Origin of the sequence: Rhodobacter sp. SY28-1 (assembly GCF_005222785.1) — a bacterium.
In the GTDB taxonomy this organism is placed as follows: domain Bacteria; phylum Pseudomonadota; class Alphaproteobacteria; order Rhodobacterales; family Rhodobacteraceae; genus Tabrizicola.
In genome coordinates, this window is the sequence record NZ_STGH01000002.1 from 769,846 (window position 1) to 791,406 (window position 21,561).

Sequence of the window (21,561 nt, forward strand, 5' to 3'; positions counted from 1 at the left end):
TCGTTAGGCCGATCCCATAGGCGAAACGGGCGCAGAAGACCAGTTCGCAATCGGGTAGCCTCTGGAAACCTCCTCGAGCACTTCGTGCACTCGTCGGACGACAACGCACAGCAATGTGTGCGACGCAGGCGCTCGACGAGCGTCTCCGTCAAGCCTCCCGCTCCACCCGCTCCAACAACGCCCGCGCTGCGGCCTGTTCGGCGACCCGCTTCGACCCCGCCGTTGCCTCCGCCGTCTCGCCGTTGGCCATTGTCACCCGCACCGTGAAGACCGGAGCATGATCCGGCCCCGACCGCCCGGCCTCCTCATACCCCGGCGGCGGCATCCCCCGCGCCTGGGCCCATTCCTGCAGGCTGGTCTTCGCGTCCCGCGCGTCAGGCTCCACCGCCGCGATCCGCCCGCCCCACAGCCGCAAGACCAAAGCGCGCGCGGCCTCGAACCCCGCATCCTGGTAGACGGCGGCGATGACCGCCTCCATCGCATCGCCCAGCAGCGCCTCTTTCCGCCGCCCGCCGGTCAGCATCTCGCTGCGCCCCAGCTTCAGCACATCGCCAAGGCCGACCTCACGCGCGACATCGGCGCAGGTCTCCTTTCGCACCAAGGCGTTGAAGCGTGGAGCCAGCTGCCCCTCGCGCGCACCCTCGTCCGCCCCAAGCAGCGCTTCGGCCATCACCAGGCCCAGCACCCGGTCGCCCAGGAATTCCAGCCGCTGGTTGTCGGGCCGCGTTGCCGTGCCGATGGACGCATGCGTCACCGCGCGCACCAGAAGCTCGGGCTTGGCGAACCTGTGCCCCAACCGACCCTGAAAGGCCAACAGGTCTGCCGACAGCCTCACTCGCCCCCCGTCACGCGCTTGGCCTCACTCGCCCCGCCTCACTCGCCCCACTTCACTCGATCGCCTTGAAGAATCGGTCGCTGCGCCAGGTCCAGACATAGAACAGGCTGGTCCCGGCCGAAGAGAAGATCACCCGGTCCGCCCGGCCGATCAGGAACTTGGCAGGCAGCATGCCGACCCCGCCCACCGACTGCGAGAACCGGCTGTCGGTCGAGTTGTCACGGTTGTCGCCCATCACGAAGTAATTCCCTTCGGGCACCGTGAAGACATCCGTCGTGTCCCCCGGCCCGCCGGTATCGATGTTCAGCACATGGTGCTGGCGCCCCTCGGGCAGCGTCTCGATGAAACGAGACTTCGTGCAGAGCCCCCCTTCGCCCACCGCGCCGTTCTCGCAGCGCGGGCGGTTGCGCATCGGGCCTTGCGGCTCGTAGATCTCCTCGAACACCCCGTCCGCCACCTGCGGCGCGGCGGTGCCGTTGATGTACAGGACCCCGTCCTTCATCTGGATCTGGTCGCCCGGCAGGCCGATCAGCCGCTTGATGTAATCCGTCCCCGCCGTCGGATGCCGGAACACCACCACATCGCCCCGCTCCGGCTCTCCGCCCAGGAAACGCTCCTCGAACGGGCACAGGGAGATCGTCGTGAAGGGGATCTCGCAGGAATAGCGCGAATAGCCGTACGCCATCTTGTTGACGAACAGGAAGTCGCCGATCAACAGCGTGTCCTTCATCGATTCCGACGGAATCCAGAACGGCTGGAAGAACACCGACCGGAACCCGATGGCAATCACCAATGCCCAGAAGACGGTCTTGAGTGTCTCGACGATGCCGCCTTCGGTGGTATCCTTGGCCATATTGTCCTGCCTTGATTGTTTGCCGCTTCTTGCGCGCAAGCGCATGGCGAAGTCAAGGCAAGCGGCTGTGACCCCGCGGCCGCTCGGTCGGAACCACCACCTCGGCACGAAAGTCCGGTCCGCGCGTCGGGGCGGTTGCAACCAGCGTCCAGAACCGACCAACAGGGGGGATATTGCCCGCCACCACCTTGCGCATCCCCGGAATGTGAACGGTCGTGCGATAGCGGCTGCCCGCGCCCGGCAGGATGCCGCTCGGCACCGGCTCTGGCCCGACCGAGGCGGGAAGCCCGAACCGGAAGGCCAGTCCCTGCGTGGCGTCCGTGTCCGGCGGCAGCGACCGTTCGTCGCTCCAGACCGGGAAGTTGGAGGTCTTGCGCTCCCCGTCATCCTCGAAGGCGTGAACGTCATAACAGGTCAGCACCAGCCGGAACGGCCCGGTCGCCGCGACGGGCTTTTGCACTTTCAGCCGCCCGCTGAAAGGTCCGCCCGGCCGCAGATAGCCTGGCGGGTCAAGGTCCAGCACTGTATTGCCGAAGGCGCGGTACCGCAGTTCAAGACGCACGGCCTTGACCGCGAACCAGACCGTCGCCCCCAGAAGCCCCAGGATCATGATCGAGAACGGGTTGACGAAATCGGGATCGCTCGTGTCAAAGCTGCCGGGCCAGCCGATCATCCAGCCCAGCCAAGCCGCCCCGCCCAGCGCCGCCGCCGCAATCCCACCCGCGACCAAGGCTTCGATCCGCGGCGAAAACTGCGTCTGGGTCATGGCTTATCCCTTGGCTATGGGCCTTGCTTCGATCACCACGAAAGCCTGCGCCCAGGGGTGGTCGTCGGTCAAGGTGACATGGATCACCGCCTCATGACCCGCAGGCGTCATCGCGTGCAGCCGTTCCGCCGCCCAGCCCGTCACATGCATCACCGGCTGGCCCGACCGCAGATTGGTCACCGCCATGTCTTTCCAGCTGATCCCCATGCGCAGACCAGTGCCCAGCGCCTTGGAGCAGGCCTCCTTCGCCGCCCAGCGTTTCGCATAGGTCGCCGCAACCGCGCGGGCCCGGCTTTCGGCCTTCTTCTGCTCGATCTCGGTGAAGACGCGGTCCTTGAAGCGGTCGCCATGGCGCGCCAGAACCGCCTCGATCCGCTCGATATTGGCAAGGTCGGTGCCGATGCCCAGGATCATCGTTGCAGTCCTAATTGAACGATTGGAAGCGCCGCGTCTCTAGATTCCACTGCCGATACCTGCTTCCGCAACTGCCCAAGAATGCTCATTTCGACGAAGCCGTGGGCTGTGGGAATCTATGCCACGAGCGAACCGTCTAGATGCGGATTGGCCAACATAGTCACGCAGGGCCGTGTCACGCATGATGCGTGCAACGAGGACGACCAGGTGCTGTCTGCTCAGCGGCCGGCCCTCACGGGCAAGTCTGTCAATTACCGCGGAAGAGAAGCCCTTCGCCGCAAGCAGTAGATGGGTTTGTTCAGCGCTTGGTCTGAAGTCCAGTTTCGTGCCAAGTAGCTTTTCTACTGCCGCAACTTGAGCAGGTGTCGCTGATCCGGCGGAGCCGATATCTGGTATTTTGACGCTGACTTCAATCTCGCCCAAGACTTAAACCAGCCCACGCGCCAGATCCATCCGGCGGCGCATTTCCTCGATCGCAGGACCAAGGCCCCGGAAGATCGCCTCGCCCACCAGGAAATGGCCGATGTTCAGCTCGGCCAGTTCCGGGATCGCCGCAATCGGCTCGACATTCTCATAGGTCAGGCCATGCCCGGCGTGGACCTCCAGCCCAAGACTCGCGGCGAACTCGGCCCCCGACCGCAGGGCGTCCAGCTCGCGCTCGGCCAGCGCCGTTTCGCCGTCAGCCAGCAGGTCGGAATACAGCCCGGTGTGCAGTTCGACCACCGCCGCGCCGATCCGGGCGCTGGCCTCGATCTGCCGGGGGTCGTGGCTGATGAACATGCTGACGCGGCAGCCCGCCTCACGCAGCGGAGTGATATAATCGGTCAGCCGGTTCTGGTCGCTGGCGACGTCGAGGCCTCCCTCGGTCGTCCGCTCCTCGCGCTTTTCCGGCACCAGGCAGACGGCATGCGGCTTGTGACGCAGGACGATGGCCTGCATTTCCGACGTCGCAGCACATTCAAAGTTCAAGGGCACCGTCAGGGCCGCCATCAGCGCGTCGATATCCGCGTCGCGGATGTGGCGCCGGTCCTCGCGCAGATGCGCGGTGATCCCGTCCGCCCCGGCCGTTTCCGCCAGCAGCGCCGCGCGCAAAGGGTCGGGCCAGGCGCTGCCGCGCGCGTTCCGCACGGTCGCGACATGGTCGATATTGACCCCCAGACGCAGCTTGCCGACTTCACGCATTGGCATCGTCATCCCAGCCTCTTCCTGTTTCCGGGCACAGTCTAGGGCGTTCCCGGCGTGTCGTCATCGGCTTCGTCGCCGCCCTTCTCGTTGCGCCGCTTCAGCCTTGCCGCCGCTTCGGCCAGCTTGGCCCGCATCTTGCCACGCCGCTCGGCCCGCTCATGCGCCGTGGCCGCGCGGGCCTTCTGGTAGGCCTCGACCAACGGGATCGTCAGGTAATAGGCGATGGCGCTGATGACGATGGCCGGGCCCAGCGCACCAATGAACCATGGCAGGTAGATCTCGTTCCAGAACTGGATCAGCCCGTCCCACTGCGCCTTTTCCGGCCCGAACAGGGCCATGAAGTTGAACCACAGGTCATGTAGGGCGTTTTCCAGCGCGCCAAGGATGTATTTGGCGTTCAAGGGCGCCTCGATGCCAAGCATCCAGTGCCCCAGCCAGACCGCAAAGACCGTGAACGGCGGCGTCGTCAGCGGGTTGGTGTTGAACGTGCCCAGCAGCGCCGCCAGCACATTGCCTCGCATCAGCCGCGCCATCCCCCAGGCCGCCAGGAACTGCAGGCCCGGCAAGGGCAGGAAGCCGATGAAGAACCCGGCAAAGACCCCGCGCGCTACCCGGTGCGGCTGATCCGGCAAGCGGCGCATCCGGTAGACGACATAGCGGGTCGCCCGCTTGAATCCCGATTTTGGGTAGACCTGCTCGCGCAGCCACGCGCCCCAACCGACCGGATCCCTGCGCTTGAAAACCAACTTCTCCGCCTTTTCGCCTCTAAGCCCGTTCTGCTGTCCTAGGGCCGCCGTGTCAAATCCCGATGACGCGAGATTTGCGCAACGTCCGTCTCGGCTTCCAGCGCCGTCATGACCATGTGCAGGTGCTCAACGTCCCGGAGATCCACGTCAACAATGAGGCGATAGAAGTCCGGTTTCCGGTCGGTAAAGCGCAGGTCGCTGATATTGGCCTTCTGCTCGCCGATCAGGGTGCAGATCCGGCCCAGCACGCCCGCGTCGTTCGAGATCGTCAGGTCCAGGCTGATGGTGAACACCGGCTTGTGGCGCCCCGAATGCCAGTGCAGGTCCACCCAGCGCGAGGTCTGGTCCTCGAACTCTTCCAGCGCAGGGCAGTCGATGGCATGGACGACCACGCCCTGCCCTCGGTAGGTGATGCCGACGATCCGTTCGCCCGGGACCGGCTGGCAGCACTGGGCACGGCGAAACTCCTGATCCGCCGTCAGACCCGCCACCGGGCGCCCCGAATCGACTTCTTCCGCCGTGGCCTGCGCCAGTTCGGGATAGAGGATCTCCACCACCCGCCGCGCCGGCATCTCGGCTGACCCCAGCCGCGCCAGAAGGTCCGCTTCGTCCGCCAGCCCCAGCATCTTGGCCGCCGTCCGCAAGGCCTTGTCCGTGGCCTTCTTGCCGACGTTCTCGAACGCCGCCCGCGCCAGTTCCTGCCCCAGCTTGACGAACCGCCCGCGGTCCTCCTCGCGCAAGCTCCGCCGGATCGCCGCCTTCGCCCGCCCCGTCGTCACGATGTCGATCCAGCTGGACTGCGGCCGCTGCCCTTCGGCCGTGATGATCTCGACCGACTGCCCGTTCTTCAGCCGTGTCCACAAGGGCACCCGAATGCCGTCGATCTTCGCGGAAACACACGAGTTCCCGATCCGGGTGTGGATCGCATAGGCGAAGTCCAGCGGCGTCGCCCCCCGCGGCATCTGGATCACGTCGCCCTTGGGCGTGAAGCAGAAGACCTGGTCGGAATACATCTCCAGCTTGACGTGTTCCAGAAATTCGTCGTGGTCTTCCTCGTCCAGCCGTTCGGTCAGCCCCGCGATCCACTTCGCCGGATCAACCGCAAAGGGGTTCTGCGCCCGCACGCCCTCACGATAGGACCAATGCGCCGCCACGCCCGCCTCGGCCACCTCGTGCATCTCGCGCGTCCGGATCTGCACCTCGACCCGCTTGCCATCGCGGCCACTGACCGTCGTGTGGATCGACCGATAGCCGTTGTTCTTCGGCTGGCTGATGTAATCCTTGAACCGCCCCGGCACCGCCCGCCAGCGCTGGTGGATCACCCCCAGGATGCGGTAGCAATCCGCCACGCTGCTGCAGATCACCCGGAAGCCATAGATGTCGGACAACCGGCTGAACGCCAGGTCCTTCTCCTGCATCTTCCGCCAGATGCTGTAGGGCTTCTTCGCCCGCCCGAAGACATCCGCCTCGATCCGGGCCTTCTCCAGCTCATGCGTGATGTCGTGGCTGATCTGGTGCACCACATCGCCGGTTTCCCGCTGCAGCGTCAGAAACCGCCGCATGATCGAATTGCGCGCCTCGGGGTTCAGGACCTTGAAGGACAGATCCTCCAACTCCTCGCGCATCCACTGCATACCCATCCGCCCGGCCAATGGAGCGAAAATCTCCATCGTCTCGCGCGCCTTCTGGGCCTGCTTTTCCGCCGACATCGACTTGATCGTCCGCATGTTGTGCAGACGGTCGGCCAGCTTGACCAGGATCACCCGCAGGTCGCGGGACATCGCCATGAACAGCTTGCGGAAGTTCTCGGCCTGCTGGCTTTCAGTGCTGGACAGCTGCAGGTTGGTCAGCTTGGTCACCCCGTCGACCAGTTCCGCCACTTCCTCGCCGAACATCGACGACAGGTCGGCATAGGTCGACCGCGTGTCCTCGATCGTGTCGTGCAGCAGCGCGGTGACGATGGTCGCATCATCCAGCCGCTGCTCGGTCAGGATCGCCGCCACCGCGACGGGATGCGTGAAGTAGGGCTCGCCCGACTTCCGCATCTGCCCTTCATGCATCTTGAACCCGTAGGCATAGGCCCTGCGGATCAGGTCGGCATTGCAACGCGGGTTGTAATTGCGAACCAGGGCGATGAGGTCTTCGACGTCGATCATCACCGCCCCGCTTCCGGGCAAAAGCCCGTCAGAATTCGCCCTGGGCTTCCATCAGGGCGCGGAGGAGTTTCTCTTCCGACATGTCATCGACCATCGGACGATCCATCTCGCCGCCCATCAGAAGCGCCATCTGGTCTTCTTCCGGCTCGTCGACCTCGATCTGGGTCTGATAGCTTTCGATCATCCGCTCGCGCAGAACCTCGGCCTGCTGCGCCTCATCGGCGATCTCGCGCAGGGCCACGACAGGGTTCTTGTCGTTGTCGCGGTCCACCGTCACCGGCGAACCCGAGGCGATCTCGCGCGCACGGTGGGCGGCCAGCATCACCAGCTCGAACCGGTTCGGGACCTTGTCAACGCAATCTTCGACCGTCACGCGGGCCATGGGATACTCCAATCGGTAGCTTCGCTGGAAGTGGCCTGTTTATGCCGGTCAGACAGGCTTGACAAGCGGCAAATCGGCCAATTTCAGGGGGTTTGATCCGGCAGATCGATCACAACCGGGTCACAGTGGCCTGACCGCTGCACGATCCGCCTCCGGCAGGGCAGCCAGCATCTCGGCCACGGTCAGGCCGGTGCGCGGATGCACCCAGTCCGGCGCGACATCGGCCAGCGGTACCAGGACGAAGGCCCGGTCCTGCAGGCGCGGATGCGGCAGGATCAGCTGGTCGGGGGTGCGCCTGATCTGCATCTCCGGCGGCAGGTTGCGCCAGTCGTCCAGGGTTGCCGCGTCCGGCAAGACCGAATCGCCCAGTGCCAGCAGGTCCATGTCCAGGGTCCGCATGCCCCAGCGTGTTTCCCGCTTGCGGCCAAACTGCCCCTCGATCCGGTGCAATGTTGCCATGATTGACGTTGCGTCAGTTTCCGGTCCGACCTCCAGCACCGCGGCGGCGTTGACATAGTCCGGCCCGGCACCGGCCGGAAAGCAGGGCGTGGCAAAGAACCGGCTAACTGCCAGAACGGAAAGGCCTTCTTCGGAAAGCGCTTTCACTGCCCGTTCCAAGGTCACCGCTGGGGGGTCACCCTCGAATGGCAGATTTGCGCCGAGCGCAACCAATGCGTGTATGGATTTCACCATCAGTGGGAACATTTTCCTATACTTCACTTGTCGGAAACCATGTCCGACTGATATTCAGCAGTGGTTAGCCGCGGGAACATGCATTTCGCCGTGCCCAAGACACGGACCTTACTTTCCGCGCGGCGACATTGAGGGGACCTTTAGATGTTTTACAAGGACGAACGGCTCGCGCTGTTCATTGATGGATCGAACCTTTACGCGGCCGCCAAGGCACTGGGTTTCGACATCGACTACAAGCTTCTGCGGATGGAGTTCATGCGTCGGGGAAAGCTTCTCCGCGCGTTCTACTACACCGCGCTGCTTGAAAACGACGACTACTCGCCGATCCGGCCGCTGGTGGACTGGCTCCACTACAACGGCTTCACCATGCGCACCAAACCGGCGAAGGAATACACCGACAGCCAGGGACGGCGGAAGGTGAAGGGCAACATGGACATCGAACTTTGCGTCGATGCCATGGAACTTGCGCCGCGCGTCGATCATGTGGTGCTGTTCTCGGGCGACGGCGACTTCCGTCCGCTGGTGGAAAGCCTGCAACGTCAAGGGGTTCGGGTGTCAGTCGTCTCGACGATCCGCAGCCAGCCGCCGATGATCGCGGACGAACTGCGCCGTCAGGCCGACAACTTCATCGAGCTGGACGAGCTGCGCGAAGTCATCGGCCGCCCGCCGCGTGAACCGCGCCCGATGGTAAACGAAGAGGTCGCGGTCGAGGCGAAGTGATTGCTGCAATTGCCGGAGTGGCTGGGGAGCACTCGGTGATCGCAGCATGATCGCGCTGACCGGCTTGTTCGTTGCGGCCTTCCTGGCCGCGACGCCGGTGCCGTTCCAGTCGGAACTCGTGTTCCTCGGCCTGCAGGCCGCGGGCTGGGATACCTTTGCGCTGGTCGTGGTCGCCTCGATCGGCAACACGCTTGGCTCCTGCGTGACCTATGCGCTTGGCCGTTGGCTGGCCGACCAGCGCGACCACCGCTGGTTTCCGTTGAACCCTGTCCAGATGGCCCGCGCCGAAGGCTGGTGGGGCCGCTGGGGCCTCTGGCTCCTCCTTCTGTCCTGGGCACCCTTCGGCGACATGATCGTCGCGCTTTCGGGCGTGCTGCGCGTGCCGTTTCCGGTCTTCCTGGTCCTGGTCGCCCTCGCCAAGACCGGGCGCTACATTGCCCTCGGCTGGCTTGGCGCGGCGGCCTTCGGCATCTGAAGGCACCGCTCGTCGATGCCTTTCGGGCACTCCTCGCTGGGGACCCACCGACGAGAAGCCGAAGGCGCACGAGGAGGGACACGGTCAAACAATCCTGAACGCCCACAGCCAAGCCCTTGAAATCCCTGACGGGTCCAAACCTGTCCTGCGTGGACACTGGACGCCTCGCCCCACAGGCCTTAAGTCTGCCCTGACCGCCCTGCCGAAGGCCACCCGATGCCCGACCTGCCCCCCCTGACCCTCTACCTCGCCGCCCCTCGCGGCTTCTGTGCCGGGGTGGATCGCGCGATCAAGATCGTCGAGATGGCCCTGCAGAAATGGGGCGCCCCGGTCTACGTCCGGCACGAGATCGTCCACAACAAGTTCGTCGTCGACGCCCTGAAAGCCCAGGGCGCGATCTTCGTCGAGGAACTGGAAGACTGCCCCACCGACCGCCCCGTCGTCTTCTCGGCCCATGGCGTCCCGAAGTCCGTCCCGGCCGAGGCGAGCCGCCGCGAGATGATCGCCGTCGACGCCACCTGCCCCCTCGTCACCAAGGTTCACAACGAGGCCGCCCGCCACCACGAGGCCGGCACCCAGATGATCTACATCGGCCACGAGGGCCACCCCGAGACCGTCGGCACGATGGGCCAGCTCCCCCCCGGCGAAGTCCTCCTCGTCGAAACCGTCGAAGACGTCGCCACCCTTCAGGTCCGCGACCCGGCCAAGCTCGCCTTCATAACCCAGACCACCCTCTCGGTCGACGACACCGCCGAGATCGCCGCCGCCCTCAAGGCCCGCTTCCCGAAAATCCACGCCCCCGCCCACGACGACATCTGCTACGCCACCACCAACCGTCAGGCCGCCGTGAAGGCCGTCGCCCCAAAGATCGACGCCCTCCTCGTGATCGGCGCCCCCAACTCCTCGAACTCCAAGCGCCTGGTCGAGGTCGGCACAGCCGCCGGCTGCCCCTATTCCATGCTGATCCAGCGCGCCGCCGACATCGACTGGCGTGCCCTCCAAGGTGCGCGCGCCATCGGCCTCACCGCCGGGGCCAGCGCGCCGGAAGTCCTCGTCACCGAAGTCATCGACGCCTTCCGCGCCCGCTACCAAATCACCGTGGACCTCGTGGAAACCGCCGTCGAGGACATCGAGTTCAAGGTCCCCCGCATCCTGCGCGAGCCCGCATGACCGACTGGGTCACGTTCGAAGCGAGCATTGAACCTCTGGCTTGGGGAAAGTCGACCTACACCATCCTCCGTCTGCCCAAAGCGGCCCTTGAGGCCCTCGGCCCCTGTCGCCGCGTCGAGGGCGAGATCGCCGAACAGCCGGTCAACCTCGCCCTCTCCCGCGCGCCGGTTGTAGATGGCACCTTCCTCTGGACCGGGCAAAGCCTTCTTGACCGCATCGGCATCCAGCCCGGTGAGCCGGTCGAAGTCCGCCTTCGCCCCGCTGCGGATGACCGCGTCGACCTTGACCCCGACGTCGCGGCCGCACTCCGCGCCAGCGGGGTGATGACGGCGTGGGAAAGCCTGACCCCCGGCAAGAGACGCGGCCTTCTCTACCAGATCGCCACCGCCAAGACCGAACCGACCCGTCAGAAACGCATCCAACGCCTTGTCGAGGACCTGTCATGATCCGCCCCGGTCTATTCGCCCTCCTTGTCGCCTTCGCCCTGCCTGCCCAGGCCGACGAGCTCGCCCCGGTCCTGGCCGACTACTGGACGAACTCCGGCAGCCTTCCCCCTGAATATGCCTGGGAAACCAGCGTCCTGATCCGCGAGGACGGGCAGTTGGAACTGAAGCATTGCAAGGGCTACGAGACCGAAGGCCCGGCCTGCAAGCAGCGCACGGCAAAGGTCTCGGACACCGCGCTTGCGGCGATCCGGGCAGCGGCAACCGAAAGCGGGCTGATCGAACGGCCTGCCAACGAAACCGACACGCCCATGGTGGGCGGCGGGCTGACCTGGGGTCGGGTCAATCTGGCGGCGGGGACGGTCGAGCTTCCCTCGCAACCCTCCGACGCCGATGTCGAACGGGTGAACAAGGTGCTTGCCACTATCGCGGACGCGATCCCGCCCCGCTTTGACCGTTTCACTGATCCGGACTGACTGGCCATGCGCCCAACGGCAGGCTAGATCATCCGCATGACTGACGACACCCGCATCCCACGCTCTGCCCTTCTGCTCGGCCTCGCCGGGCTTTTGCCATTCCTCTGGTCCGCGACCACCCATCTTTTCCCCGATCTCGCGGCGACGGCGGCGCAGGTCGTCTCGCCGATGTTCGTGGGCGCCGTTGTCGGGATCACTTACGGCACCGTGATCCTGTCCTTCATGTCCGGCGTCCTCTGGGGATTTGCGACCCGCGCCGAGGGGCGCGAGGCCGCTGTCGCCTACACGCTTTCCGTGATCCCGGCGCTCTGGGCTTTCTTCATGGTCAACGATGCCTCGGACATTTCGGCGATCTTCCTTGCGGCGGGCTTCGTCGGCCTTCTCCTTCTCGACGCCGTCTTCCAGGCCTGGGGCCTTGCTCCGCGCTGGTGGCTGCGCCTCAGGGTCATGCTGACCGTCGTCGTCCTCGCCTGCCTTGCCATCCCCTTGCAGGCCTGACGCGATGCCCGAGCTTTTCGCTTATACCGACGGCGCCTGCTCCGGGAACCCCGGCCCCGGCGGCTGGGGAGTCCTGATGATCGCGCGGGAAAACGGCACCGTCATCAAGGAGCGCACCCTGCAGGGCGGCGAGCCCCTGACCACCAACAACCGGATGGAACTTCTGGCCGCGATCTCGGCGCTGGAGGCCCTGTCCCGACCATCCGAACTGACCATCGTCACCGACAGCGCCTATGTGAAGAACGGCATCACCGAATGGATGCCCGCGTGGAAACGCAAGAACTGGCGCACTGCGGGCGGCTCTCCGGTCAAGAATGTCGAGCTTTGGCAGAGGCTTGAGGCCGCCGCCGCCCGGCACCAGGTCACCTGGCGCTGGATCAAGGGCCATGCCGGCCACGCCGAGAACGAACGCGCCGACGCGCTGGCCCGCGCCGGGATGGCGCCGTTCAAGGCCCCCGCGTGATGTCTGCCTTCACGCTTCTCGACGGGCTGGACTACGCCTCGGTGCTGGTCTTCGCCCTGACCGGCGCGCTTGCTGCCAGCCGGTCGCAACTGGACATCGTCGGCTTCATCTTCATTGCCTGCCTGACCGCCGTCGGGGGCGGCACCCTGCGCGATGCGATCCTGAACCGCGAGGTTTTCTGGGTCGCCGATCCGCTGGTCCTGGGCGTCGCAACCATTGCCGCAATCCTGGTCTTCTTTACCGCCCATCTTCTGGAAAGCCGCTACCGCGCGCTTCTGTGGTTCGACGCTTTCGCCCTTGCGGTCGCCGTCCCGGCCGGCGTGGCCGTTGCGCTGGCCGAGGGGCAGGGTTGGCCCATCGTCCTGGTCATGGGAATGCTGACCGGCTGCATGGGCGGCCTGCTGCGCGACGTGGTCTGCAACGAAGTCCCGCTGGTCCTGAAACAGGGCGAGCTCTATGCGACCTGCGCCATGGCTGGGTCGCTGGGCGCGGTGCTGGCGGGGATGGCGGGGCTTGGTCAAGGGTTGTCGCTGGCGATCTGCGCGGGCCTCGTCTTCGTGTTGCGCGCAGGCAGCATTGCGCTGGGATGGCGGCTTCCGGTCTACAAGTCCGAACCACCGAAACCAGGGTCGCCGAAGCGCTAGATCCTGCTTGTCACCTGAACGAACATTCGTTTAGGATTCGTCCATGCCCCGCACCCGCGTGATCCCGGACGGCCAGGTCTTCTCCATCATCCAGCGCATGCTGGACGAAGGCGGTGAAAAGGCCGTGTCCTTCGGCACGGTCAGCACGGCCACCGGCCTGGCCCCGCCCAGCCTTGTCCAGCGCTACGGCTCCCGCGATGCCATGGTGCGCGCTGCACGACTGGCCGCCTGGGACGCGCTGGACGTTCGCCTGGCCGAGGCGGTCGTCCAGACTGCCGGGAAAGGGCCGCAAGGGCTTCTCAAGGCGCTCGGTCCAGTCAACGCCGCCGCCATTGCCTCTGACCTGCGCGATCCCGAACTGGCCGGTCGCGCTGCGAACTGGCGCATGGCCGTCGAAGCGGCCCTGACGGACCGGATGGGCAACGGCAACAAGGCCCGCGAAAGCGCGGCCTTGCTGTTCGCAGCCTGGCAGGGTCAGGCGCTCTGGTCCGCAGCGGGAGAGTCGGCCTTCCGCCTGAAGGACGCGGTCAAGCGCCTTACTTAGCCCAGGATTTCCACGCCCAGATCAGGATCAGCGCACCCAGCAGTGCGCCGACGAACCCGGCCCCGATCCCGGCGAGCATGACCAGCCCGCGCAGGACGACCGTGCCGATCAAGGCCCCCAGCACGCCCAGCGCGATGGTCGACGGTGTGTCCATGTTCACCTTCAGGATGCGGCTGGCCAGAAAGCCCACGGCAACCCCGACGATCAAGAGAGCAACTAGCGGCATGGCGTCCCTCCCCACTCCTGTCCGTGGAATATGGGAACCCCGATGCCCCTGCGCTATAGTGCCGCAGGCAAAATCAGCCCGCGCAGCACCTCGGCCACAGGCATCGGCCGCTTCCCCTCGCGCTGCGCCTCCAGCACCTCGACCGCACCCTCGCCACAGGCCACGGTGAAACCGCCGAGCACCTGGCCGGGGGCGCCTGTGCCATCGGCCAGCCGCGACCGCAGCAGCTTCACCCGCTCGCCGTTGACCTCCACCCAGGCCCCCGGAAACGGCGACAGCCCGCGGATCTGCCGGTCCACCTCCACCGCGGGACGGGTCCAGTCGATGCGTGCCTCGGCCTTGTCGATCTTGGCGGCATAGGTCACGCCCGCCTCGGGCTGCGGGACCGCAGGGATCGGCGGCCGCTCCAGCGCCTCCACGATCAACCGCGCTCCCAGGGCGCTCAGCCGGTCGTGCAACTCTGCCGTCGTCTCCTCGGCCCCGATGCCCACCGCCTCGCGCATGAGGACAGGCCCGGTATCCAGCCCCGCCTCCATCTGCATGATGCAGACCCCGGTTTCCCGGTCGCCCGTCATGATCGCCCGATGGATCGGAGCCGCGCCGCGCCAACGGGGCAGCAGGCTCGCATGGATGTTCAGGCAGCCCAGACGCGGCGCATCCAGCACCGCTTGCGGCAGGATCAGCCCATAGGCCACGACCACTGCAACGTCGGCCCCCAAGGCCGCGAACTCTGCCACCGCTTCCGGGTTGCGCAGCGACACCGGATGCCGCACCGGCAACCCCAACGCCTCTGCCCGCGCCTGCACCGGGCTTGGCCGGTCCGCCTTGCCCCGCCCCGCCGGGCGCGTCGGCTGGCAGTAGACGGCGACGATCTCATGCCGCTGATGCAGCGCCTCCAACACCGGGACCGAGAACTCTGGCGTTCCCATGAAAACTACTTTCATCCGCGCCGTCCCAGCTTGCCCGCCTTGGCGATCAGCATCTTGCGCTTCAGCGGTGAAAGATGGTCGAAGTACAGCTTCCCCGCCAGATGGTCGATCTGGTGCTGCACCGATGTCGCCCAAAGGCCGACGAAATCCCGCTCTTCTACGGCGCCCTGCTCGTTCACGAACCGCACCGTCACCGCCCGGGGACGCGAAATCACCGCCGAGACGCCGGGCATATTGGGCGAGGCCTCCTCGTGCTCGCGCATCTGCCCGCTGGCATGCAGCACTTCCGGGTTCGCCATCCGGACCGCCTGCCCCCGCGCTTCGGAACAATCCACCACCGCCAGCCGCAGGGGAACGCCGATCTGCACAGCGGCCAGGCCATAGCCCGGCATCGCATCCATCGTGTCGATCATGTCGGCCCAGACCCTACGCACCTCATCGGTGATCGCGGCCACATCCGCCGCCGGGGTCCGCAGCACGGGCGAAGGCCAGGGCAGGCAGCGCCGGACTGTCACGCCCGCGCCCGTTCCCGCTTCAGCTTTTCCATCTTCCGCGTGATCATCTGGCGCTTCAGCGGCCCGAGATAGTCGATGAACAGCTTGCCATCCAGATGGTCGATCTCGTGCTGCACGCAGGTCGCCCAGAGGCCTGCAAACTGGCGTTCCTGCACCTGCCCCTCAAGGTCCAGCCAGCGCACCTGCACCTCGGCCGGGCGCTTCACCTCGGCATATTGTTCCGGGATCGACAGGCAGCCTTCCTCGTAGGTCGACACATCCTCGGAGGACCACAGGATTTCCGGGTTCACCAGCGCCATCGGCTCCGGGTCGCCCTCCTTGATGCAGTCCATCACGATCACACGCTTGGTCACGCCGACCTGCGGCGCGGCAAGGCCGATGCCCGGCGCGTCATACATGGTTTCCAGCATGTCGGCGGCCAACTGCCGGATCTCGGGCGTGATTTCCGCCACGGGATCGCAGACCTTCTTGAGGCGCGGGTCAGGATGGATCAGGATGGGACGGATCATGCAAGCGATCTACGAAAGCAGGCCCGTGATGGCAAGAGGCAGGCGCGCAGCCGTGTGTTCCTCTCTCGTTGACATTTGGAATGGAGAAAGTTCCACGTTGATCCGCAATTTCAGAACAAGTATCCAAGTTCAGCATAATATTCGGGATGACTTCCCGCTCATGATGAAATAATCGGATGAAAATCCCAAACGACAGGCCCATGGACATGACCTTCGACACCCCAATCTCCCGCGCCGGCTCGCACTGCGTCAAGTGGGACATGCTTGAACCGCTTTACGGTCTGAAACCGGACGAAGGCCTTGCCATGTGGGTCGCGGACATGGAGTTCAAGCCGCCGCAGGTGGTGCAGGACGCGCTGCAGAAGATGCTGGACCACGGGGTCTACGGCTATTTCGGCGACGACACGGCCTATCTCGACGCGATCCGTTGGTGGATGTCGAACCGCCATGGTTGGGAGGTACAGCCTGACTGGATCTTCACCACCCACGGCCTCGTCAACGGCACAGCGCTCTGCGTCCACAGCTACACCCAGCCCGGCGACGCGGTGATCCTGATGACCCCGGTCTACCATGCCTTCGCCCGGATCATCAAAGCGGCGGGCCGCGAGGTGACCGAATGCCCGCTGACCCTGCAGGACGGCTTGGCGCAGATCGACACTGCGGACTGGGAAAAGCGCCTGACGGGTCGAGAGAAGATGCTGATCCTCTGCTCGCCCCATAACCCCGGCGGCCGGGTCTGGACCACTGACGAACTGCGGGCCGTTGCCGACTTCTGCGTGAAGCACGACCTGATCCTCGTCTCGGACGAGATCCACCACGACCTGGTCTATCCGGGCCAGAAGCACACCGTCATGGCCCTTGCCGCACCGCAGATCGCCGACCGGCTGGTCATCATGACGGCCACGACCAAGACCTTCAACATCGCGGGCGCCCATATCGGCAACGTCATCATCGCCGACCCTGCGCTGCGCAAGACCTTTGCCAACACGATGAACGCAATGGGCATCTCGCCCAATTCCTTCGGGATGCACATGGCGACCGCCGCCTATTCCCCTGAAGGGGCCGCCTGGGTTGATGCGCTGATGCGTTACCTCGATGGCAACCGACAGGTGTTCGACGACGGCGTGAATGCGATACCCGGCCTCCGCTCGACCCGGCTTGAGGCGACCTATCTCGCCTGGGTCGATTTCTCGGGCACCGGCATGGCCCAGGGCGAGTTCATCGACCGCGTGCAGAAGACCGCCAAGATCGCCACCAACCACGGCGCCAGCTTCGGCACCGGGGGCGAGACCTTCTTGCGCTTCAACCTCGCCTGCCCCCGCGCCCAGGTGGTGGATGCAGTGGCCCGTCTGGAAAGGGCCTTTGCCGACCTGCAATGATCCGGCTTCTGCGCCTTCTGGTCTACCTGTTCCTGCTGATCGGTCTCGGCTTCATCGCGGCGTCGATGTACAGCCCGCCGGTCAGGATGGCAGCGCCGCCGCCGCCGCCGTTGACCGGCACGGTAGAGCGGATCGTGATCGAGAAATCCGCCCGCCGGATGCAACTGATCCAGGACGGCAAGCCGGTGCGCACCTACCAGATCGCGCTCGGCTTCACGCCCGAGGGCGACAAGCTCCAACAGGGCGACGGGAAGACCCCAGAGGGCGAATTCACCATCGACCGCCGCAACGCTGAAAGTGCTTTTCATTTGTCCGTCGGCCTGAACTACCCCGGCGCCGAGGACATCCAGCGCGCGGCCGAGGCGGGCTATTCGCCTGGGGGCGACATCTTCATCCACGGCCAGCCGAACGCTCTGCCCGAAGGCTTCAAGCTGAAGGGCGACTGGACGGCGGGCTGCATCGCCCTGACCAATGCCGAAATGCGCGAGGTCTGGGCGGTGACGCCCATCGGGACCAAGGTCGAAATCCGCCCGTGATGTTTCTCGACGACCTCGTCACGCCTCGCCGCTTCCCCGACGGAAGCCGAAGGCGCACGAGGAGGCTTAGGCTTTCGACAGATAGCCCACCGGCGCGTTCTCATCCCGCCAGAAATCCAGCGGAGCCCGCCCGGTCACCGCCGTCGCGCGCTTGAAGTCGCAGACGAGTTCGCCGTTCTCGATGCTTGACGCCATGATCAGGCACTGGAAGACATGTCGCGAGCCGTCGTAGACATCGACCAGCCCGCGCAGCTTGCCGGGCGAGAAATCCGCATCCAGCGCGAACCCGTTATCCCAGAACCGCAGCACCGGATAGACGGCATCGCCGACCTGCACCCGAAGCCGCGACTTGCGCTTCAGATCACGTTTGCGCGCCGCATCCAGCCCTTCGCGCACTTCCTTCGGCAGAAACTCAAGCATGGCAGCCTCGTACACACCGTAACCCTGATTGTGGGTCGCACCGGCGAAAAATCAAGTTGCCACAAGGGTATTGCACGATTGTAAACGCCACATGGCACCGACACCACGGATTCCCGCAACCATTGGTTGACCACGGCGCGCACGGACATTGCTGCGCAGCGAAATCACCGCACGCCCCCCTCAACGCTTGCGAATCACCGCGCGCCCCGGGATAGCCAAGCGCCATGATCCTGATCGTCGCCCTCCTCCTCGACGCAGCCTTCGGCGAGCCCCGCTGGCTCTGGGACCGGCTGCCGCACCCCGCCGTCCTGATGGGGCGGCTGGTGGGCTGGTGCGACCGCCGCTTCAACCGCGACGGCGACCTCAAGCTCAAGGGCACGCTGGTTGCCGCGGGCCTCGCCCTGACCGGGCTGACCCTCGGCTGGTTGATCCATTTGATCCCCGACCATGGCGTCCTGGAAGCCCTCGCCGTCGCCATCCTCGTCGCGCAGAAAAGCCTCGTCGAGCACGTCCGCGCCGTGGCGACGGCCCTCCGCCGCTCGATCCCCGAGGGCCGCCATGCCGTCAGCATGATCGTCGGCCGTGATACCGCCGAAATGACCGGCCCCGACATCAGCCGCGCCGCCATCGAAAGCGCGGCCGAAAACCTGTCCGACGGCGTCGTCGCCCCCGTCTTCTGGTATCTCCTCCTCGGCCTGCCCGGCATCCTCGCCTACAAGCTGGTCAACACCGCCGACAGCATGATCGGCCACCTGACGCCCCGCTACAAAGACTTCGGCTGGGCCTCGGCCCGCCTTGACGACGTCCTGAACCTGATCCCCGCCCGACTGACCGCGCTCCTCATCGCGCTGACCCATGGCTGGATCGACCCCGCCCCCATCCTCCGCGACGCGCCAAAGCACCGCAGCCCCAACGCAGGCTGGCCGGAGGCGGCTCTCGCCCCGGTGCTGAACGTCGCCCTCTCCGGCCCGCGCAGCTATCACGGCGTCCGTAAGGACTATCCCTGGGTCTGGCCCGAGGGCCGCCGCGACCCGGGCCCTGACGACATCGACGCCGCCGCCGACGCGCTGTGGCGGGTCTGGGGCGCACTCCTTGCGGTTGCCGTTCTGGTGGCGCTCACCTAACTTCTCCGAAACATCCGGAGACCTCATGCGCGCCGCCCTTCTTGCCCTCGCCCTCGCCACCCCCGCCGCTGCGGCCCCCTGTGGCGGCGACTTCGGGGGATTCCTGACCCAGATGGAGGCCGAAGCCGTCGCCGCGGGCGTCCCTGCCGACGCTGCCGCCGCCTTCTTCAAGGGCGCACGGCAGGACCCGAAGGTTCTGAAGGCCGACCGCTCCCAGGGCGTCTTCCGCAAGACCTTCCTCGACTTCTCGCAGTCCCTCATCTCCAAGGGCCGCCTCTCCACCGCCCGCGCAAAGTCCGAATCCCTCAACGACATCTTCACCCGCGCCGAGACCGAATACGGCGTCTCGCGCGGCATCCTGCTCGCCTTCTGGGCCTTCGAAACTGATTTCGGCCAGGTCCAGGGTGACTTCAACACGCGCAACGCCCTCCTCACTCTCGCCCACGACTGCCGCCGGCCCGAACTCTTCCAACCGCAGGTCCTCGCCGCCGCCCAGCTGCACGCGATGAACGACTTTCCGCTGGACACCACCGGCGCCTGGGCGGGCGAGATCGGCATGGTCCAGATGCTGCCGAAGGACATCCTCGAACGCGGCGTCGATGGCGATGGCGACGGTCTGATCCTCCTCAAGACCTCGCAGGCCGATGCCATTCTCTCTGGCGCGCGGATGCTCCAGCACCACGGCTGGCGCGCGGGCGAACCCTGGCTGGCCGAAATATCCCTGCCCGAAACCTTTGACTGGTCGCTGACCGGCCTCGACACGGAGAAGTCCACCGAGGACTGGCAGGAGCTTGGCGTCACCCCGCGCAACGGCCCGCTGACCCCGGGCCTGGCCGCCTCGATCCTCTTGCCGCAGGGCCGCAACGGCCCCGCCTTCCTCGCCTACCCGAACTACCGCGTGCTGTTCGAATGGAACAAGAGCTTCGTCTACGTCACCACCGCCGCCTATTTCGCCACCCGGATCGAGGGCGCCGAGCCTTACGCCGCGGGCAACCCCGACCCGGCCCTGTCCGGCGATGACATGACCGCGCTGCAGGAAAAGCTGGCCGGGCTTGGCCATGACGTCGGCAAGATCGACGGCATCCTCGGCGCTGGCACCCGCGCGGCCGTGCAGAGGGAACAGGTCCGCCTCGGCCTGCCCGCCGACGGCTGGCCCACCCGGGCACTCTTGGACGCCCTTTGATGGCCAGTTGGGGCCTGGTCGCGACGATCAAGGCACCCGAGGAGAAGGCCCTTGCCTTCGCCGCCCATCATCTGTCCCTCGGCGCGGATCACCTCTGGCTCTTCTTCGACGACCCCGACGCCCCGATCCCCGCGCTGCTGGCCAACCACCCCCGCATCACCGCCACCCTGTGCGACGAGGCGCACTGGACCCATGTCGGCAAGAAGCGCCCGCCCGCGCACCAAAACCGCCAGACCCAGAACGCGCGCCTCACCTATCGCGAACTCGCCCACACCGACTGGATCATCCACATCGACGTCGACGAGTTCCTTCTGCCCCCCCGCCCCGTCGCCGCGATACTGGCCGATGTCCCTGACGACACAATCGCGATCAAGTTCGAACCGTTCGAGGCGATGCACGACCCGCTCCTCCCCGACGACATCTTCACCGCGCGCGAGTTTCGCGCGGCGCTGCGCCACGAACACTGGCCCCGCCGCCGCGCCGCACTGGGGCCATACCGCAAGGTCATCCGTGACGGGATGATGTCCCACACCGTGGGCAAGGTCGCTTACCGCACGGGGGTCAAGGGCCTCCTGCCCCGCCTCCACACCGTCATGGTCGACAAGGAGTTCGTCCGCACCCCCGACTGGCACCCCGAGATCCGGCTTCTGCACTTTCACGCCCAGGACAAGGCCGCCTGGCTTGCCGCCGTGCCCTTCCGCATCACCAAGGGCGCCTACCAGTTCCGCCCTGAACTGCAGGCCTTCCTGGCCGACTCCCCGCCCGAGGAGATCGACCGCTTCTATCGCCGCACCCAGATCCTGTCTGTCGATCTGCGAGATGAGCTGGTGAAGGTCGGCCGCGTCATCATCGCCGATCTCGGCCTGCGCGCGAAGGTCCAGGCGCTGCTCGACGGGCGTCTCTAAACCGTATTCACCAGCATCAGCGCTGCCCGCCGGAAGGTCGCCATGATCTCCCCGCGCTCCGTCTCGGCCACCCCGGTCTCCACCATCGCCTGGTCCATCACCGCCAGCCAGTCCTCGGCATCCTGCCGCCTGATTTCCACATGGGCGTGGATTTCCCGCAGGTTCATGTGGCCGTGGAGTTCATGATAGTACCGCCGCCCACCGAAGAAACCGCAGAGGAAGTTGAACTGCTCGGGCCGCACATGGCTCAACCCATGCCCGCGCTGGTGCATCGCCATGATGGCCGCGCCCTGCGGCAGGGTCTCGATCAGGTCGTAGAAATGGTTCACCAGCAGCTTGACCTGCGGCTCACCCCCGATCCTGTCGATCATC

29 protein-coding genes are annotated in these 21,561 nt (G+C 65.9%); 14 read left to right on the forward strand and 15 right to left on the reverse strand.

Going from position 1 to position 21,561, the window contains the following annotated elements; translation table 11 throughout:
• Positions 1-148: 148 nt before the first annotated feature.
• The 9 genes from rnc to folK form a co-directional block, all read right to left on the reverse strand.
• Positions 149-835 carry a ribonuclease III gene (rnc, locus tag E8M84_RS12815; RefSeq protein ID WP_137111562.1) on the reverse strand — a complete coding sequence of 229 codons (687 nt, stop codon included), beginning with the start codon at positions 833-835 and terminating at the stop codon, positions 149-151.
• A 52-nt stretch (positions 836-887) separates the two neighbouring features.
• On the reverse strand, positions 888-1,688 hold the full coding sequence (gene lepB, locus E8M84_RS12820; RefSeq protein WP_137111563.1) for a signal peptidase I: 801 nt from the start codon (positions 1,686-1,688) through the stop codon (positions 888-890).
• Positions 1,689-1,740: 52 nt separating this feature from the next.
• Positions 1,741-2,454, reverse strand: a complete 714-nt coding sequence (locus tag E8M84_RS12825) for a hypothetical protein (RefSeq protein WP_137111564.1) — start codon at positions 2,452-2,454, stop codon at positions 1,741-1,743.
• Positions 2,455-2,457: 3 nt separating this feature from the next.
• The gene (gene acpS / locus E8M84_RS12830) at positions 2,458-2,868 is read right to left on the reverse strand and encodes a holo-ACP synthase (RefSeq protein WP_137111565.1); all 411 of its coding nucleotides are present in this window, start codon (positions 2,866-2,868) and stop codon (positions 2,458-2,460) included.
• A 426-nt stretch (positions 2,869-3,294) separates the two neighbouring features.
• Positions 3,295-4,050 carry a pyridoxine 5'-phosphate synthase gene (locus E8M84_RS12835; protein ID WP_137111856.1) on the reverse strand — a complete coding sequence of 252 codons (756 nt, stop codon included), beginning with the start codon at positions 4,048-4,050 and terminating at the stop codon, positions 3,295-3,297.
• A gap of 41 nt (positions 4,051-4,091) precedes the next feature.
• Positions 4,092-4,799 carry a DUF2062 domain-containing protein gene (locus tag E8M84_RS12840; RefSeq protein WP_137111566.1) on the reverse strand — a complete coding sequence of 236 codons (708 nt, stop codon included), beginning with the start codon at positions 4,797-4,799 and terminating at the stop codon, positions 4,092-4,094.
• A gap of 38 nt (positions 4,800-4,837) precedes the next feature.
• Entirely contained in the window at positions 4,838-6,955 is a 2,118-nt protein-coding gene (locus tag E8M84_RS12845) for a bifunctional (p)ppGpp synthetase/guanosine-3',5'-bis(diphosphate) 3'-pyrophosphohydrolase (protein ID WP_137111567.1), read from the reverse strand.
• Positions 6,956-6,983: 28 nt separating this feature from the next.
• Positions 6,984-7,337 (reverse strand): DNA-directed RNA polymerase subunit omega, encoded by a 354-nt coding sequence (gene rpoZ / locus E8M84_RS12850; RefSeq protein ID WP_137111568.1) that lies wholly within the window; start codon positions 7,335-7,337, stop codon positions 6,984-6,986.
• Positions 7,338-7,457: 120 nt separating this feature from the next.
• Positions 7,458-8,030 (reverse strand): 2-amino-4-hydroxy-6-hydroxymethyldihydropteridine diphosphokinase, encoded by a 573-nt coding sequence (gene folK / locus E8M84_RS12855; protein ID WP_137111857.1) that lies wholly within the window; start codon positions 8,028-8,030, stop codon positions 7,458-7,460.
• A gap of 144 nt (positions 8,031-8,174) precedes the next feature.
• Between folK and E8M84_RS12860 the strand changes: the two genes are divergently transcribed.
• From E8M84_RS12860 to E8M84_RS12900, 9 genes are all read left to right on the forward strand, one after another.
• Positions 8,175-8,750, forward strand: a complete 576-nt coding sequence (locus tag E8M84_RS12860; protein WP_137111569.1) for an NYN domain-containing protein — start codon at positions 8,175-8,177, stop codon at positions 8,748-8,750.
• Positions 8,751-8,796: 46 nt separating this feature from the next.
• Positions 8,797-9,225: a YqaA family protein gene (locus tag E8M84_RS12865; protein ID WP_137111570.1), complete on the forward strand. Its 429-nt coding sequence runs from the start codon at positions 8,797-8,799 to the stop codon at positions 9,223-9,225.
• 216 nt (positions 9,226-9,441) lie between these two features.
• Entirely contained in the window at positions 9,442-10,395 is a 954-nt protein-coding gene (gene ispH / locus E8M84_RS12870; RefSeq protein ID WP_137111571.1) for a 4-hydroxy-3-methylbut-2-enyl diphosphate reductase, read from the forward strand.
• Complete coding sequence (locus E8M84_RS12875; RefSeq protein ID WP_137111572.1) at positions 10,392-10,841, forward strand: YdeI/OmpD-associated family protein; 450 nt, start codon at positions 10,392-10,394, stop codon at positions 10,839-10,841. The genes ispH and E8M84_RS12875 overlap by 4 nt, the downstream gene beginning before the upstream one ends.
• A complete protein-coding gene (locus E8M84_RS12880) occupies positions 10,838-11,314 on the forward strand; it encodes a hypothetical protein (RefSeq protein WP_137111573.1) in 477 nt (158 codons plus the stop codon). The genes E8M84_RS12875 and E8M84_RS12880 overlap by 4 nt, the downstream gene beginning before the upstream one ends.
• A 36-nt stretch (positions 11,315-11,350) precedes the next feature.
• Positions 11,351-11,812, forward strand: a complete 462-nt coding sequence (locus E8M84_RS12885; RefSeq protein WP_137111574.1) for a DUF3429 domain-containing protein — start codon at positions 11,351-11,353, stop codon at positions 11,810-11,812.
• 4 nt (positions 11,813-11,816) lie between these two features.
• A complete protein-coding gene (gene rnhA / locus E8M84_RS12890; protein ID WP_137111575.1) occupies positions 11,817-12,275 on the forward strand; it encodes a ribonuclease HI in 459 nt (152 codons plus the stop codon).
• Positions 12,275-12,919 (forward strand): trimeric intracellular cation channel family protein, encoded by a 645-nt coding sequence (locus tag E8M84_RS12895; protein ID WP_137111576.1) that lies wholly within the window; start codon positions 12,275-12,277, stop codon positions 12,917-12,919. The genes rnhA and E8M84_RS12895 overlap by 1 nt, the downstream gene beginning before the upstream one ends.
• Before the next feature lie 43 nt (positions 12,920-12,962).
• Positions 12,963-13,463, forward strand: coding sequence for a transcriptional regulator (locus E8M84_RS12900; protein WP_137111577.1), 501 nt, complete (start codon positions 12,963-12,965; stop codon positions 13,461-13,463).
• Here E8M84_RS12900 and E8M84_RS12905 read toward each other — a convergent pair.
• The 4 genes from E8M84_RS12905 to def (E8M84_RS12920) are packed head-to-tail and all read right to left on the reverse strand — an operon-like array spanning position 13,456 to position 15,642.
• Complete coding sequence (locus E8M84_RS12905) at positions 13,456-13,689, reverse strand: GlsB/YeaQ/YmgE family stress response membrane protein (protein ID WP_137111578.1); 234 nt, start codon at positions 13,687-13,689, stop codon at positions 13,456-13,458. The genes E8M84_RS12900 and E8M84_RS12905 overlap by 8 nt on opposite strands.
• Before the next feature lie 53 nt (positions 13,690-13,742).
• Complete coding sequence (fmt, locus tag E8M84_RS12910) at positions 13,743-14,633, reverse strand: methionyl-tRNA formyltransferase (RefSeq protein WP_137111579.1); 891 nt, start codon at positions 14,631-14,633, stop codon at positions 13,743-13,745.
• Positions 14,630-15,133: a peptide deformylase gene (def, locus tag E8M84_RS12915; protein WP_170971926.1), complete on the reverse strand. Its 504-nt coding sequence runs from the start codon at positions 15,131-15,133 to the stop codon at positions 14,630-14,632. The genes fmt and def (E8M84_RS12915) overlap by 4 nt, the downstream gene beginning before the upstream one ends.
• A complete protein-coding gene (def, locus tag E8M84_RS12920) occupies positions 15,130-15,642 on the reverse strand; it encodes a peptide deformylase (protein WP_137111580.1) in 513 nt (170 codons plus the stop codon). The genes def (E8M84_RS12915) and def (E8M84_RS12920) overlap by 4 nt, the downstream gene beginning before the upstream one ends.
• A gap of 206 nt (positions 15,643-15,848) precedes the next feature.
• On the opposite strand from def (E8M84_RS12920), the gene E8M84_RS12925 reads away from it, so the two are divergent.
• Both E8M84_RS12925 and E8M84_RS12930 read left to right on the forward strand, forming a co-directional pair.
• A complete protein-coding gene (locus tag E8M84_RS12925; RefSeq protein ID WP_137111859.1) occupies positions 15,849-17,021 on the forward strand; it encodes a MalY/PatB family protein in 1,173 nt (390 codons plus the stop codon).
• Complete coding sequence (locus E8M84_RS12930) at positions 17,018-17,557, forward strand: murein L,D-transpeptidase family protein (RefSeq protein WP_137111581.1); 540 nt, start codon at positions 17,018-17,020, stop codon at positions 17,555-17,557. The genes E8M84_RS12925 and E8M84_RS12930 overlap by 4 nt, the downstream gene beginning before the upstream one ends.
• 66 nt (positions 17,558-17,623) lie before the next feature.
• On the opposite strand, the gene E8M84_RS12935 is transcribed toward E8M84_RS12930, so the two are convergent.
• The gene (locus E8M84_RS12935; RefSeq protein ID WP_137111582.1) at positions 17,624-17,977 is read right to left on the reverse strand and encodes a hypothetical protein; all 354 of its coding nucleotides are present in this window, start codon (positions 17,975-17,977) and stop codon (positions 17,624-17,626) included.
• 224 nt (positions 17,978-18,201) lie between these two features.
• On the opposite strand from E8M84_RS12935, the gene cbiB reads away from it, so the two are divergent.
• From cbiB to E8M84_RS12950, 3 genes are read left to right on the forward strand one after another with little or no spacing between them, the layout of a single operon-like run.
• A complete protein-coding gene (gene cbiB / locus E8M84_RS12940; RefSeq protein ID WP_137111583.1) occupies positions 18,202-19,101 on the forward strand; it encodes an adenosylcobinamide-phosphate synthase CbiB in 900 nt (299 codons plus the stop codon).
• Positions 19,102-19,126: 25 nt separating this feature from the next.
• On the forward strand, positions 19,127-20,284 hold the full coding sequence (locus tag E8M84_RS12945; protein WP_137111584.1) for a peptidoglycan-binding protein: 1,158 nt from the start codon (positions 19,127-19,129) through the stop codon (positions 20,282-20,284).
• Positions 20,284-21,189 carry a glycosyltransferase family 2 protein gene (locus E8M84_RS12950; protein WP_137111585.1) on the forward strand — a complete coding sequence of 302 codons (906 nt, stop codon included), beginning with the start codon at positions 20,284-20,286 and terminating at the stop codon, positions 21,187-21,189. Before E8M84_RS12945 ends, E8M84_RS12950 begins: the two co-directional genes overlap by 1 nt.
• Here the strand turns inward: E8M84_RS12950 and E8M84_RS12955 are convergent.
• A complete protein-coding gene (locus E8M84_RS12955) occupies positions 21,186-21,560 on the reverse strand; it encodes a group II truncated hemoglobin (RefSeq protein WP_240790374.1) in 375 nt (124 codons plus the stop codon). The two genes, E8M84_RS12950 and E8M84_RS12955, sit on opposite strands and share 4 nt — an antisense overlap.
• Position 21,561: the final 1 nt, after the last annotated feature.